The sequence below is a fragment of the Alcaligenes sp. SORT26 genome (assembly GCF_017377875.1).
Lineage (GTDB): Bacteria > Pseudomonadota > Gammaproteobacteria > Burkholderiales > Burkholderiaceae_B > Alcaligenes > Alcaligenes parafaecalis.
Genome location: NZ_CP070975.1, coordinates 2,855,061 through 2,868,933, shown reverse-complemented (window position 1 = coordinate 2,868,933; position 13,873 = coordinate 2,855,061). Strand labels below are relative to the sequence as shown.

18 protein-coding genes are annotated in these 13,873 nt (G+C 56.4%); 15 read left to right on the top strand and 3 right to left on the bottom strand.

From position 1 onward, the window contains the following. The 10 genes from rplC to rpsQ are packed head-to-tail and all read left to right on the top strand — an operon-like array spanning nt 1 to nt 4,723. Nucleotides 1–675 carry a 50S ribosomal protein L3 gene (gene rplC, locus JYG33_RS13110; protein WP_003803046.1) on the top strand — a complete coding sequence of 225 codons (675 nt, stop codon included), beginning with the start codon at nt 1–3 and terminating at the stop codon, nt 673–675. A gap of 3 nt (nt 676–678) precedes the next feature. Beyond that, nucleotides 679–1,299: a 50S ribosomal protein L4 gene (gene rplD / locus JYG33_RS13105; RefSeq protein WP_094198176.1), complete on the top strand. Its 621-nt coding sequence runs from the start codon at nt 679–681 to the stop codon at nt 1,297–1,299. Then, nucleotides 1,296–1,592, top strand: a complete 297-nt coding sequence (gene rplW / locus JYG33_RS13100; protein WP_003803043.1) for a 50S ribosomal protein L23 — start codon at nt 1,296–1,298, stop codon at nt 1,590–1,592. The genes rplD and rplW overlap by 4 nt, the downstream gene beginning before the upstream one ends. Before the next feature lies 1 nt (nt 1,593). Next, a complete protein-coding gene (gene rplB, locus JYG33_RS13095) occupies nt 1,594–2,421 on the top strand; it encodes a 50S ribosomal protein L2 (RefSeq protein ID WP_207872631.1) in 828 nt (275 codons plus the stop codon). Nucleotides 2,422–2,433: 12 nt separating this feature from the next. Next, nucleotides 2,434–2,709, top strand: a complete 276-nt coding sequence (rpsS, locus tag JYG33_RS13090) for a 30S ribosomal protein S19 (protein WP_003803039.1) — start codon at nt 2,434–2,436, stop codon at nt 2,707–2,709. Between the two features lie 3 nt (nt 2,710–2,712). Further along, nucleotides 2,713–3,042 (top strand): 50S ribosomal protein L22, encoded by a 330-nt coding sequence (gene rplV / locus JYG33_RS13085; protein WP_009462426.1) that lies wholly within the window; start codon nt 2,713–2,715, stop codon nt 3,040–3,042. Between the two features lie 9 nt (nt 3,043–3,051). Next, nucleotides 3,052–3,825 (top strand): 30S ribosomal protein S3, encoded by a 774-nt coding sequence (gene rpsC, locus JYG33_RS13080; protein WP_207872630.1) that lies wholly within the window; start codon nt 3,052–3,054, stop codon nt 3,823–3,825. A gap of 3 nt (nt 3,826–3,828) precedes the next feature. Next, nucleotides 3,829–4,245 carry a 50S ribosomal protein L16 gene (rplP, locus tag JYG33_RS13075; protein WP_003803033.1) on the top strand — a complete coding sequence of 139 codons (417 nt, stop codon included), beginning with the start codon at nt 3,829–3,831 and terminating at the stop codon, nt 4,243–4,245. Nucleotides 4,246–4,254: 9 nt separating this feature from the next. After that, nucleotides 4,255–4,446 carry a 50S ribosomal protein L29 gene (gene rpmC, locus JYG33_RS13070; RefSeq protein ID WP_003803032.1) on the top strand — a complete coding sequence of 64 codons (192 nt, stop codon included), beginning with the start codon at nt 4,255–4,257 and terminating at the stop codon, nt 4,444–4,446. A gap of 1 nt (nt 4,447) precedes the next feature. Beyond that, the gene (gene rpsQ, locus JYG33_RS13065; RefSeq protein WP_009462428.1) at nt 4,448–4,723 is read left to right on the top strand and encodes a 30S ribosomal protein S17; all 276 of its coding nucleotides are present in this window, start codon (nt 4,448–4,450) and stop codon (nt 4,721–4,723) included. A 92-nt stretch (nt 4,724–4,815) separates the two neighbouring features. On the opposite strand, the gene JYG33_RS13060 is transcribed toward rpsQ, so the two are convergent. Then, nucleotides 4,816–5,778 (bottom strand): AraC family transcriptional regulator, encoded by a 963-nt coding sequence (locus JYG33_RS13060; protein ID WP_207872629.1) that lies wholly within the window; start codon nt 5,776–5,778, stop codon nt 4,816–4,818. A 129-nt stretch (nt 5,779–5,907) separates the two neighbouring features. On the opposite strand from JYG33_RS13060, the gene JYG33_RS13055 reads away from it, so the two are divergent. The 5 genes from JYG33_RS13055 to JYG33_RS13035 all read left to right on the top strand — a co-directional run bounded on the left by JYG33_RS13055 (nt 5,908) and on the right by JYG33_RS13035 (nt 10,393). Continuing rightward, a complete protein-coding gene (locus JYG33_RS13055; protein ID WP_207872628.1) occupies nt 5,908–6,468 on the top strand; it encodes a carboxymuconolactone decarboxylase family protein in 561 nt (186 codons plus the stop codon). Then, on the top strand, nt 6,453–7,544 hold the full coding sequence (locus tag JYG33_RS13050; RefSeq protein WP_207872627.1) for an acyl-CoA dehydrogenase family protein: 1,092 nt from the start codon (nt 6,453–6,455) through the stop codon (nt 7,542–7,544). The genes JYG33_RS13055 and JYG33_RS13050 overlap by 16 nt, the downstream gene beginning before the upstream one ends. Then, a complete protein-coding gene (locus JYG33_RS13045; protein ID WP_207872626.1) occupies nt 7,541–8,350 on the top strand; it encodes an ABC transporter ATP-binding protein in 810 nt (269 codons plus the stop codon). Before JYG33_RS13050 ends, JYG33_RS13045 begins: the two co-directional genes overlap by 4 nt. 10 nt (nt 8,351–8,360) lie before the next feature. Next, nucleotides 8,361–9,557, top strand: a complete 1,197-nt coding sequence (locus JYG33_RS13040) for an ABC transporter substrate-binding protein (protein WP_207872625.1) — start codon at nt 8,361–8,363, stop codon at nt 9,555–9,557. An 86-nt stretch (nt 9,558–9,643) separates the two neighbouring features. Further along, complete coding sequence (locus tag JYG33_RS13035; RefSeq protein ID WP_207875857.1) at nt 9,644–10,393, top strand: ABC transporter permease; 750 nt, start codon at nt 9,644–9,646, stop codon at nt 10,391–10,393. A gap of 304 nt (nt 10,394–10,697) precedes the next feature. On the opposite strand, the gene cysG is transcribed toward JYG33_RS13035, so the two are convergent. Then, a complete protein-coding gene (cysG, locus tag JYG33_RS13030) occupies nt 10,698–12,152 on the bottom strand; it encodes a siroheme synthase CysG (protein ID WP_207872624.1) in 1,455 nt (484 codons plus the stop codon). Nucleotides 12,153–12,154: 2 nt separating this feature from the next. After that, complete coding sequence (cysI, locus tag JYG33_RS13025) at nt 12,155–13,864, bottom strand: assimilatory sulfite reductase (NADPH) hemoprotein subunit (protein ID WP_207872623.1); 1,710 nt, start codon at nt 13,862–13,864, stop codon at nt 12,155–12,157. Nucleotides 13,865–13,873: the final 9 nt, after the last annotated feature.

The following is a 13,873-nucleotide window of genomic DNA, read 5'->3' as shown; positions in this document are numbered from 1 at the left end:
ATGTCGAACTCGACACCTACGCCTGCCGCGTGGCGGCTGGGCCTTGTTGGGCGTAAAGTTGGCATGACCCGTGTGTTTACAGAGGAAGGCGAGTCCATCCCTGTGACCGTGCTGGACGTGTCCAACAACCGCATCACCCAGGTCAAGACGCCCGCAGTTGACGGTTACGCTGCTGTACAGGTTGCCTTTGGCACCCGTCGTGCAACACGCGTTACCAAGCCCCAGGCAGGGCACTATGCAAAAGCTGGCGTTGAAGCTGGCAGCATCCTGAAAGAATTCCGCCTCGACCCCGCCGCTATCGCCGAGCTTTCCGCCGGTTCCGTAGTTGCTGTGGAAAGCATTTTCGAAGCGGGTCAGAAGGTTGACGTTACAGGCACCACGATCGGTAAAGGCTTTGCCGGTACCATCAAACGCCACAATTTTGGCGGCCAGCGTAACAGCCACGGTAACTCGCGCTCGCACCGCGTACCCGGTTCCATTGGTCAAGCCCAGGATCCAGGCCGTGTGTTCAAAGGTAAAAAAATGTCGGGCCATATGGGTGACGTTACCCGTACGGTTCAGAATCTTGACGTGATCCGCGTCGACGCCGAGCGTGGCTTGTTGTTGGTCCGGGGCGCTGTCCCAGGTCACAAGAATGCCAATATCGTTGTGCGCCCTGCTGTGAAAGGAGCCTAATCCATGGAACTGAAGCTCCTGAACGAACAAGGCCAAGCTGCATCCACATTGCAGGCCAACGAAACCGTTTTCGGTCGTGAATTCAACGAAGCCCTGGTTCACCAGATCGTTGTTGCATACCAGTCCAATGCTCGCAGCGGTAACAGCAAGCAATTGACTCGTGCCGAAGTCAACCACAGCACCAAGAAGCCATGGCGCCAAAAAGGCACCGGCCGCGCTCGTGCTGGTATGACATCCTCGCCCGTGTGGCGTGGAGGCGGTCGTGCATTCCCCAACACCGGTGAAGAAAACTACACGCACAAGGTCAACAAGAAGATGTACCGCGCCGGTATCAGCGCGATTCTGTCTCAGTTGGTCCGTGACGAGCGTCTGTTGGTTGTTGATTCCTTCACTCTGGAAGCACCCAAGACCCGTCTGGCAGCCAACAAGCTGAAAGACCTGGGCCTGGAATCCGTGCTGATCATCACCGACGCGCTGGACGAGAACGTGTACTTGGCTACGCGTAACCTGCCTCACGTTGCTGTGGTTGAGCCACGCTACGCTGACCCGCTGTCCCTGATCCACTACAAAAAAGTGTTGGTCACCAAAGCGGCTGTCGCTCAGTTTGAGGAGATGTTGGGATGAACGCCGAACGTCTATTGCAAGTCATTCTGGCACCTGTCGTGACTGAAAAAGCCACGTACGTTGCCGAAAAAAATCAGCAAATCGCTTTCCGCGTCGCTCCTGATGCTACCAAGCCTGAAATCAAAGCTGCTATTGAACTGCTGTTCAAAGTAGAAGTTGAGTCGGTGCAGGTGCTCAATCAGAAGGGCAAAGAAAAGCGCTTTGGCCGTTTCATGGGTCGCCGCCGCAGTGTGCGCAAGGCATATGTCTCGCTCAAGCCCGGTCAGGAACTCGACTTTTCTGAGGTGAACTAATATGGCATTGGTAAAAGTAAAACCAACGTCGCCAGGTCGCCGTGGCATGATCAAAGTAGTTCACCCTGAACTGCACAAAGGCGCTCCTCACGCGGCTTTGCTGGAAAAGAAATCCAGTACTGCTGGCCGTAACAACAACGGCCACATCACGGTTCGTCACCGTGGCGGCGGTCACAAGCAGCACTACCGTATTGTCGACTTCCGTCGCAACAAGGACGGTATTCCTGCGAAAGTAGAACGTCTGGAATACGACCCTAACCGCAGCGCTCACATCGCATTGGTGTGCTACGCAGACGGCGAGCGTCGTTACATCATCGCCCCTCGTGGTCTGGAAGTGGGTGCAACGGTGTTCTCTGGCGCGGAAGCTCCAATCCGTTCCGGCAACACATTGCCTATCCGCAACATTCCTGTGGGTCAAACCATTCACTGCATCGAGATGCTGCCTGGTAAGGGTGCTCAAATCGCTCGTTCCGCTGGTGGTTCCGCTGTGTTGCTGGCTCGTGAAGGCACGTACGCTCAAGTGCGTCTGCGTTCCGGTGAAGTTCGCCGCATTCACATCGACTGCCGCGCCACGATTGGCGAAGTTAGCAACCACGATCACAGCCTGCGTCAAATCGGTAAAGCCGGTGCTGTTCGCTGGCGTGGTATTCGCCCAACCGTTCGCGGTGTGGCGATGAACCCAGTCGATCACCCGCACGGTGGTGGTGAAGGTCGTACGGGTGAAGGCCGTGAGCCAGTCAGCCCATGGGGTACTCCTGCTAAGGGCTACCGCACCCGTCGTAACAAGCGCACAGACAACATGATTGTTTCGCGCCGTAAGCGCAAGTAAGGGGCGAACACTATGTCACGTTCGATCAAAAAAGGCCCATTCGTTGATGCTCACCTGATCAAAAAGGTTGATGCAGCCGTTGTGGGTAACGACAAGCGACCAATCAAAACCTGGTCGCGCCGCTCTACCATCCTGCCCGAGTTCATTGGGCTGACGATTGCCGTTCACAATGGCCGTCAACACATTCCCGTTTACATCAACGAGAACATGGTTGGCCACAAGCTCGGCGAGTTCGCTTTGACCCGTACGTTCAAGGGTCACGCTGCGGACAAAAAGGCCCGGAGATAAGTGATGGAAACTACAGCAATTATTCGTGGAGTCCATATTTCGGCGCAAAAAGCACGTCTGGTTGCGGACATGGTCCGCGGCAAGTCCGTCGCTCACGCTCTGAATACGCTGACTTTCACTCCCAAGAAAGCCGCTGGCATCATCAAGAAAGCTCTGGAATCGGCTATTGCCAACGCTGAGCACAATGACGGCGCCGACATCGACGAACTGAAAGTCACCTCCATTTACGTGGACAAGGCTCAGTCGTTGAAGCGTTTTTCTGCACGAGCCAAAGGCCGCGGTAACCGTATTGAGAAGCAGACTTGCCACATTGTGGTCAAAGTCGGCGCTTAAGGAGTCACAATGGGACAGAAAATCCACCCAATTGGGTTCCGCCTGGCTGTTAACCGTAACTGGAGCTCGCGTTGGTACGCTGACGGTGCTGAGTTCGGTACGATGTTGGCTGACGACATCCGTGTGCGCGAATACCTGAAACGCAAGCTGAAAAGCGCCTCGGTTGGCCGTGTGGTCATCGAGCGTCCTGCCAAAAATGCTCGCATCACTATTTACTCGGCTCGTCCTGGTGTAGTGATCGGCAAGCGCGGCGAGGACATCGAAAGCCTGAAGGCTGACCTGCAGCGTCTGTTGGGCGTGCCAGTGCACGTTAACATCGAAGAAATTCGCAAACCTGAAACCGACGCTCAACTGATCGCCGACTCCATTGCTCAGCAATTGGAAAAGCGCATCATGTTCCGTCGTGCGATGAAGCGTTCCATGCAAAACGCCATGCGTCTGGGTGCCCAAGGCATCAAGATCATGAGCTCGGGTCGCTTGAACGGCATCGAAATCGCTCGTACCGAATGGTACCGCGAAGGCCGTGTGCCTCTGCACACCCTGCGCGCTAACATCGATTACGGCACTTCCGAAGCGCACACGACGTACGGGATCATCGGTATCAAGGTCTGGGTCTACAAGGGCGACATGCTGCCTAACGGCGAAATGCCTGTTGACACCGTAGCCCCTGAAGAGCGCCGCCCACGTCGTCCACGTGGTGACCGTCCTGAAAACCGCCGTCCAGGTGGTCGTGGTCGCGGTCCTCGTAAAGACGCGGCGTCTGCTCCGTCCGAAGGAGAATAAAACATGCTGCAACCTTCTCGCAGAAAGTACCGCAAAGAGCACAAAGGCCGTAACACCGGTCTGGCAACTCGCGGTGCGCAAGTTTCGTTTGGCGAATTTGGTCTGAAAGCCACTGACCGTGGCCGTCTGACTGCTCGCCAGATCGAAGCAGCACGTCGTGCAATTAACCGTCACATCAAACGTGGTGGCCGCATCTGGATCCGTATCTTCCCCGATAAGCCAATTTCGCAGAAACCTGCTGAAGTTCGTATGGGTAACGGTAAAGGTAATCCAGAGTTCTGGGTCGCTGAGATTCAACCAGGCAAAGTCCTGTACGAAATGGAAGGTGTTAGCGAAGAGCTGGCACGTGAAGCATTCCGTCTGGCCGCTGCCAAGCTTCCTATCTCGACGACGTTCGTAACGCGTCAGATCGGTGCTTAAGGAGACGTCATGAAAGCCAGCGAACTCCGTACTAAAGATGCCGCCGAGCTCCAAAAAGAGCTCGAGAGCCTGTTGAAAGCACAATTTAACCTGCGCATGCAGCGTGCTACTCAACAGCTTTCCAACACCAGCCAACTGGGCAAAGTACGTCGCGACATCGCTCGCGTCCGTACCGTCATGGCTGAGACCGCAGGAAAGTAAGATGAGCGAAACTCAAACTACCGCAAAACGTCAACGTACCCTGATTGGTCAAGTTGTCAGCAACAAGATGGACAAAACTGTCGTCGTTCTGGTTGAACGCCGCGTTAAACATCCTTTGTATGGCAAGATCATCGTCCGCTCCAATAAATACAAAGCGCACGACGAGACCAACCAGTACAACGAAGGCGATACCGTTGAGATTACCGAAGGCCGTCCTATCAGCCGCAGCAAGTCCTGGACTGTTGTGCGTCTGATCGAAGCAGCCCGCGTGATCTAAACGCTTGCCCAGATGCCAGGCTCAGGCTTGGCTCTGATAGAAACCCCCAATCTGTTTACAGCTTGGGGGTTTTTTTATGGGCAAACGTATTGCTATGGCTGTTGCTTGCGCCACTGTGCCGGGCTGACGCCGGCACTACGCCTGAACGCGGCGCTAAAGGCGGCTGCCGAGCTATAGCCGATACGTTCGGCAATCTGTTCCATGGTCAGGCCCTGCTCCAGTTGGCGTTTGGCCAGTTGCATGCGCAGTTGCAGCAGCACCTGGGCCGGAGCCATCCCGCAGAGTAGGGTAAAACGACGATGAAAGGCGGCGCGAGACATGTTCAGATAGGCGGCCATGTCGTCCACCGACCACGCTTTGGCCGGTTCGCGCAGCAGTTGTTCGATCAAACCACCGAAAGCAGGGTCGCTGGCCAGATGAATCAGGCCCGCTGGCAGAGCGCCTTCTGCGGGTGATTGGCCGATTTGCTGGCGCAAGGTATAGAACAATAAAAGCTCTACCAGCTTTTCCAGCAAGCTGGAGTTAGCCTGCGGCTGACGTCCCATTTCCGCCTGAATCAAATCCAGCAACGGCCGCCCGGAATCGGCATCAGCCTGCGAGCCATCAATCAGCAAGACATCTGGCACGGTTGCCAGTAGCAGCTCACTCAAGCCACGGCCCAGATCCAGAAAGCCACAGAGCAGCCCCGTGCTGTGTGCCACATTGGGCTCCAGGCTTTGCATGGTTTGACGGCGCATCGCCGCATTCCAGTCGGGTGGTGTGGGTGATGAGCTTAAACGATGGGGTACGTCCCTTAAAAAGAACACCGCATCGCCTGCCTGCAGGGCCAGGGCTTCCTGATGTTGAATATGCAGCCAGCATGGTCCATGCAAGACCACATGAAAGCCTGCCCGTTGATGCCCGTGCAGGCTGCTTTCCCATTGATTGCAGTATTGGCCCAAGTGAAACAGGCTGGCCGAGATCTCCAGCCCGGACAACAACAATTCCTCCACAGGGTGTCCCGTGTCCTTGGAGTCGATGGCGCAATGGCCGTCAGGAAAGGCAGAGTCGCTCATGTGGAAAATATGCTTATTTCTTTTCGTGGATATTTTTAATAGGAATACCGCTATGTTCGCACATGGAGATAAGGCACCAGTCGATCGACAATAAAACCTTCTCGGATTAACTAAGGAATTGACGCGATCATGACCCGCCTAACTTTGCATACTGTGGACTCCGCTCCTGACGCGGTCAAACCCGCCCTTGAAAAAGCGGTGCGTGGTAGCGGCTTTTTGTCCAATTTGCTGGCTATTTTGGCCAATGCCCCGGTTGCCTTGCAAGCCTATCAGGATATGTCCGCCTTGAACGCTACGGCCAGCCTGTCGCTGATCGAGCGCGAGGTGGTGCAACTGGTGGCTGGGACCACTCATGGTTGCCGTTTCTGCGTGGCAGGCCATACGGCCATTGCGACTAATAAAGCCAAGCTGGACCCCGAAATCCTGGCCGCCTTGCGTGCTCGTGGCTTTGACCAGATCAATGACGAACGCCTGCAGGCTTTGGCCTTGTTCAGCCGCGCCGTGATTGATACCCGTGGTCAAGTGTCTGACCAGGCTTTGGCGGATTTCCGTGGGGCTGGTTATGGCGATCAACAGGCACTGGAAGTGATTACCGGTATTGGCTTGGCGACTATCTGCAACTTTGCCAATAATCTGGCCCGTACGCCGCTTAATAGCCAGTTGGAGGCCTACGCATGGGAAGCGTCTTAACGCAGTCTGAGCGGGCTGTGCTGGCCTCAGAACAGCCTGTTTTGTCGCCCGGCCTGGCCCAGTGGCTGGAAGAGCATGCTCTGTGCCTGGATAGCGATGCCTCCCAGTCGCAGGCCTTGCTGCCACGTCTGGCGCAGGATGGTTTGTTAAGTCTGGGCTTGAAAGCGGACTTTTCAGACTTTGGTGATGCGGTTCAGTCCATTGTGGAGGTGGCCGAGCACTCCCTGACGGCAGGCTTTGTCCTGTGGAGCCAGCGTACGTTCATTGAATACCTGCGCGATGTGCAGGACCCAGCTATGCGCGAGCGCTATTTGCCCGGTTTGCTGGATGGCAGCATTGCCGGTGCGACGGGCCTGTCTAATGCCATCAAGTTTTTGGGTGGCATTGAAGAGCTGCAAGTGCGCGCACAGCCCGAGCAAGGGCAGTGGCAGTTTCAAGGTCGCTTGCCCTGGATTACCAATCTGCGCCCTGGAAAATGTCTGGTGGCCATTGTGGCCGCCATGCCTGAACAGCAGGCAGGCATTTGGGTAGCAGAGTTGGGTGACCAAGGTCTGGAGCGCTCGGAAGATCTGGATTTGGTTGGGCTGCGTGGCAGCAATACCGCGGCCTTGACCTTCAATGCCGTGCGTTTGGGCAAAGAGCGTCTGCTGCATCCCGAGGCGGGCCACTTCGTACGCGCGGTGCGCCCCCGTTTCATGGCGCTGCAATGCGGCATGACGATGGGTTTGGCACGACGTTCTTTGAAGCAAGTGCTGGAGGCGCCACGCTGCCAGTGGGTGCAGGAACAGCCCGCGCGCCGCTTGCTGGATCGCGTGCAGGAACTCTCGAATGTGCTGGTGGATGCCGTACGCAAACCCGGTTCGGCTACCCCTCCGGATCTGTTCAAGGTCCGCATTGAGCTCAGCAGTCTGGCCTCGCAAGCCGTAGCTCTGGAAAGCTCTGCCATTGGTGGTGCGACCTATATGCAAGGTAAACATCCCCAACTGCTGCGTCGCTATCGCGAAGCCATGCTGGTGCCTTTGATTTCGCCCACCGTGGCGCAGTTGAAGGCCGAACTTGGGCAGGATGCGCCATGAGTCTTACCGCCCCCTCTCATCTTGATTCTGAAGGGGTCGGGCTTTTAGCCGCGAAGGGCATCAGTCTGGCCTATGGTGGCCAGACTATCTTGCAGAACCTGGACTTGAACGTACGCGCAGGCGAGATCGTGGCGTTGCTGGGGCCTAGTGGAGTGGGCAAGTCCTCCTTGTTGCGAGTCCTGGCCGGTTTGCAGACTCCCACATTGGGTGAAGTTTCCTTCCTGGGGCAAGCCGTACGTGGAGTTCATCCTGCTTTGGCGATGGCGTTCCAGGAGGCCATTCTCCTGCCCTGGCTGAATGTGCAGGCCAATACCGGCTTTGGCCTGGGCTTTGCGCGACAACCCACCGTATCCGCCGCTGAGCGTCGCCTGCGAGTTGAACAGGCGCTGCGCCAGGTTGGACTATATGAAAGCCGTCATCAGCGTCCTGGTGCCTTATCGGGCGGTATGGCACAGCGTGTCGCCATTGCGCGTTGTCTGGCTCGACGTCCACAAGTCTTGTTGATGGATGAGCCTTTTGGTGCGCTGGACGAAGTAACCCGTCGTCAGATGCAGGAGCTGATTCTGTCGATACGCGACCAGACCGGCTGCGCCATTGTGCTGGTCACACACGACATTGATGAAGCCCTCTTGCTGGCCGATCGGGTCCTGCTCTTAGGTGGCCGTCCTGCCGGTTTGCAGCGTGAGTGGAGCTGCCCGGCACATCCCCGATCTCATTTGGACAACTGGCTTCAGGCCATACGCCTGGAAATTGTGGCCAGCCTGGAGCAAAGCCTCTCCCAGGCGGTTCACGCTTCTGTTTTGTAAGGTGCACTTCATGATTGAATCTCCTACGTCCCGTACCCGTCGTGACTTGCTGAAACTGGCGTCCCTGCTGACCGTTGCGGGCGCTGCACCTTTGCTGGCCCAAGGGGCTGCCCGTGCACAAAGCGAGTCGAATGCGCCCTTGCGTATTGGTTATTTGCCCATCACCGATGCCACCGCCATGCTGGTAGCGCATCACAATGGATACTTTGAAGAAGCAGGCATTGCGGTTGAAAAGCCTGTGATGGTGCGTAGTTGGGCCCAGTTGATCGAGGCCTTTATTTCAGGTCAGGTCAACCTGGTGCACTTGCTCTCGCCCATGACGGTGTGGGCGCGTTATGGCAGCAAAGTGCCTGCAAAAGTGGTCGCCTGGAATCATATGAGCGGCTCTGCAATCACTGTGGCCCAGAGCATCAGCTCTGCCGAGCAGTTAGGTGGGCAGACAGTGGCCATTCCTTTCTGGTACTCCATCCATAACGTGGTCTTGCAGCATGTGCTCAAAGCGCATGGCCTGACGCCGGTGGTGAAAAATTCCGGTGCGCCGGCTCCCAACGAGGTCAATCTGGTGGTGATGGCACCTGCTGATATGCCCCCCGCTTTGGCATCGGGGCGAATTGCCGGTTTTACCGTAGCTGAACCGTTCAATGCCTTGGCTGAAACGCAAGGCATGGGCCGTATCCTGCGCTTTACCGGCGATGTCTGGCGCGATCACGCCTGTTGCGTGGCCTTTATGCATGAGCAGGATTTGCAGACACGTCCCCAGTGGTCACAAGCTGTTGTGGATGGCCTGGTCAAGGCGCAGATCTGGATACGGAGTAACCGTGCTGAGGCAGCCAAAATCCTGTCGCGTGAAGGTGGAAATCGCTATACCCCGCATACCCAGGAGAACCTCTTGAAAGTGCTGTCTCCAGATCCGGCAGATCGTGCTCAATACGTGAAGTCGGGTGTGATTCGTCACCCGGATTGGGACGATCAACGTATCGATTTCCAGCCTTATCCTTTCCCCAGCTATACCGAGTCCTTGGTGCAGATGTTGCAAGGGACCCTGATTCAGGGAGAGCGTGGTTTTCTGGAAGGTTTGTCCCCGCAACACGTAGCCAGTGATTTGGTGGATGACCGCTTTGTACGTGCAGCTCTGGAAAAACAGGGTGGTCTGGCGCAGTTTGGTCTGGCAGAGCAGTACACCCGCAACGAGAGCATTGTTGTATGAGCTTGAGTGCGTCTGTTTCCTCTACTAGCGTGACGCCATTGACGCAGTCCGATCCGCGATCGGCTGCGTCTTTACCACGTCCCAAAATGAATGGCTGGATTGCCAGCACCCTGTGGGGTCTGGGTGGTCTGTCGGCTGGAGTCGTGCTGTGGTATCTGGCTACAGCCTGGTCCAGCAGCCCTTTGATGCAACAGTTCGGGCCTGCCGCCGCGTTTCAGAGCTTGCTGGAGATACTGGGCTGGTCAGAGACCTGGATGCACGTAGGCGCCAGCTTGCAGCGCATCTTTGTAGGGTTGGCGATCTCTTTGGGTGTGGGCGTGCCCGCCGGTTTGCTACTGGGTTTGTCTGCCCGTGCTCATGCCGCATTGACACCCCTGTTCCAGTTCCTTCGCATGATTTCGCCCCTGTCCTGGATGCCTATTGCCGTCATGGCCTTCGGGATTGGGGACGCGCCGATTTATTTTCTGCTGGGTGTAGCCGGTGTCTGGCCTGTCTTGCTCAATACCGCTTCGGGCGTACGTCATTTGAATCCGCGTTGGTTGATGCTTGGCCGTAGTCTGGCAGCCACCAAACTGGAAACACTGCTGTATCTGATTTTGCCCGGCATTGTCGGCTCGGTGCTGACAGGTAGCCGACTGGCTATTGGTGTCTTGTGGATTGTGCTGGTGCCTTGCGAAATGCTGGGCGTATCAGCCGGTTTGGGCTACCTGATTCTGGATACACGTGATCGCATGGCGTATTCCGAACTGATGGCGGTGATTGTTTTGATTGGCCTGATTGGTTACTTGCTGGATAGTGCTTTGCGAGCCTTGTTTGCGGCTTTTGGACAGCGTTAGATAAGTAGCCTTTTGGGGCAGGCGGGTGACAAGCTGTGGCTGTTTTTTGTCTTTGGGAAAAATAAGTGACAGAGAATCATCATGCCACCTGTCGTTGTCTATTTTGCTCTTATAGACGCCGACAGTTTTACCTTGTGCTTAGTGGCTTTTTCAGAAGCTGCAGAAGATAAAAAAGGCCCTCAACATGATTAGATGTTGAGGGCCTTTTTAGATTCAGCTTGACGCAGTATTTAAGGACGCTACTGCCGTACTGGTTGGAGTGTCGTGCAAAGCAGGGACTCTAGCCCTGCCTTGATGACTGTCTTCAGGCAGCGACCAAGGTATTATCCGCGTCCTGCGTAATCGCTACACGTGGACTTAGCTGATCAATCAGCTCGCCATACCAGGACAAGGTAGTGCCCAAAGTGGCGACCTGGCCAATCACCAAAATGCAGGGGCTGGCAAACTGATGTTGTTGTGCATCCTGGGCAATATTTTCCAGTGTGGACAGCAAGGTGCGCTGTTCAGGGCGCGAGCCATTTTCAATCAAGGCGCAGGGCGTAGTGGCACTACGGCCACGCTGTACCAGCTCATGGCTAAAGCCCAGAATTTGTTGCAAGCCCATGTAGACGGCGACCGTCTGGCTGGTATCCAGCAGCGGATTCCAGTCCTCAATACCGTGACCGCTTTTACGATGTGCTGTCACGAACTGCACGGACTGGGCATGATCACGGTGTGTCAGGGGAATACCGCTATAGGCTGCACATGCGATAGCCGCAGTGATGCCGGGCACCACCTCAAATGCGACACCGTGTTCAGCCAGATATTCCAGCTCTTCACCGCCCCGGCCAAAAATAAAGCCATCGCCACCTTTCAGACGCACCACGGTTTGTCCTGCGCGAGCGTGTTCGATCATCAGTTGATGAATGCGGTTTTGAGTCTGGTGATGGTCCTCGCCCAGTTGCTTGCCGACAAAAATACGGTGGGCATCACGGCGGGCCAGTTCCATGACCTGGTCGGAAACCAGGCGGTCGTACAGAATCACATCGGCACGGTTCAGGGCGCGCAACGCATGCAGTGTCAGCAGGCCAGGATCGCCCGGACCGGCTCCCACCAGAATCACACGACCTTGTGTGGCACGGGGCGATTCAGGCTGTTGCAGCGCGTTTTCCAGGCTTAGGCGGGCTTGTTCTGTTTGATGGCTGCGTAGTGCTGCGCCAACCGGGCCATCCAGCAGCCAATCGTAAAACCGGCGACGGGCACCCAGCTCAGGGCGAGCGCGGCGGATGGTACTGCGGTACTCCTGCGCCAAGCGGCTAATCGCGCCCAAGCTGTGGTCCAACATGGTTTCCAATTGCTCCCGTACTCGCCGTGCCAACATGGGGGCCGACCCGGCGGAGGATATGGCAATAATCAGCGGAGAGCGGTCCACAATGGCGGGCACCTGGAAACTGGACAGCTCAGGATCATCCACCACATTGACCAGGATGCGGGCCTCTTGTGCATCCTGGGCGATGACCTGGTTCACATCCCGTTTGTCCGTAGCCGCAATAATCAGCCAGGCCCCTTGCAGATGCTGGGCCTGATAGCGCTCCCGAATCAGGGTGATGCGTCCTTGCCGGGCCAGCTCTTCCAGACTGTCCACTACATAGGGGGCGACCAGCGTCACTTGGGCCCCGGCAGCCAGTACCAGACGCACTTTGCGTTCGGCGATTTCTCCACCGCCGATCACCAGCACCGCGCGCTGTTTCAAATTGGCGAATAAGGGAAAGAGATTCATAGTCAGGCCGGTTGTAAAACCAGAGGAATCAAGCGGCTTGAAGGCTCGGCAACCACGCCAGCACGAACCAGGAAATCCCCAAAGTGCTCGCCTTCCAGACGCTCGGCAGCAAAGCGGGCAAAGAGCTCATCCAGAATGCTCAGAATTTCAGGCTCGGCAATATTCTGGCGATAGATCACGTTCAGGCGTTCGCCGCTGAAGTTCGCGCCCAAACGCAAGTCGTAGCGACCCAGCGCACGGCCCACCAGGGCAATTTCACCCAGATAAGGACGGGCGCAGCCATTGGGGCAGCCGGAAATACGCAGCACAATACGCTCATCACGCAGTTGATACTTGTCCAGCAAGGTTTCCAGCTTGGGCAGCAGGATGGGGGCGTAGCGTTCGCTTTCCGCCATGGCCAGGCCGCAGGTGGGCAGAGAAACACAGGCAATCGTGCTGCTGCGTATGCCGCTTTGTGTCTGGTACACATCCAGCTTGTGGTCTGCTACCAGCTTGTCGATCTTGGTCTTATCTTCTTCAGGCACATCGGCAATTATCAGGTTCTGGTTGCAGGTCAGGCGGAATTGTCCTTGGTGAATCTTGGCAATCTCACGCATACCCGTCAGCCAGGGACCGACTTCGGTATCCATGATGCGGCCCGAATCGATACGCAGGCTCAGGTGCCAGCGGCCATTGCTGCCTTGCGTCCAGCCGAAGCGGTCGCCATTGTGGTCAAAATGGTAGGGGCGCGAAGGCTCCAGGGTTTGACCACTACGGTTTTGCACTTCTTCCAGGAACCAGTCGGCACCCAGCTTATCCACGGTGTATTTCAGGCGGGCATGACGGCGTTCGTCGCGGTTGCCGTGGTCACGTTGTGTGGTGATGACGGCTTCGCAAACGGCCAGCAATTGCTCGGGACGTACAAAGCCTATCACGCTGCCCAGTCGTGGGTAGGTGGTGTCATCGCCATGTGTGGCACCCATGCCGCCGCCAATGGCGACGTTAAAGCCTTGTAGCTGATTGTTTTCGATGATCGCGATCAGGCCGATGTCCTGCGCAAACACGTCCACATCATTCAAGGGAGGCACGGCAATGCCAATCTTGAATTTGCGGGGCAGATAGGTCTTGCCGTACAGCGGTTCAAAGTCCTCGCCATCAATAGCGTCTTCGACTTTTTTGCCATCCAGCCAGATCTCGGCATAGGCGCGGGTCTTGGGCAGGAAGGCTTCGGAAATCTTGTCGGCCCACTCCTGAACCAGACCATGTTGCTCGGACAGCAAGGGATTGGTGGCGCTGACCACCTGACGGTTCACGTCGCCGCAAGTAGCCAGTGTCGTGGACATGGCGTTGTTAATGGCTTGCAGTGTGGGTTTTAAAAAAGGCTTGCGCACGCCATGCCATTGAAAGGTCTGACGGGTGGTGATGCGCAGGCCAAACTGGGCCCATTCACAGGCAATTTGGTCAAAGGCCAGCCATTGGGCCGGTGTGACTACGCCGCCGGGCAAGCGGGCGCGAATCATGAAGCTGAATGCGGGCTCCAGTTTTTGCTTGCGTCGCTCTTCACGTTGGTCGCGATCATCTTGCTGATAGCTGCCGTGAAATTTCAGCAGCTTGTTATCGTCTTCGCTGATGGCACCCGTAATCGGGTCAGCCAGACCCTCGGTAATGCCACCGCGCAGGTAGCGGCTATCAATTTTGACTTGCTCGATAGCGGCAATTTTCTTTGTTGTCATGTCCTTGCT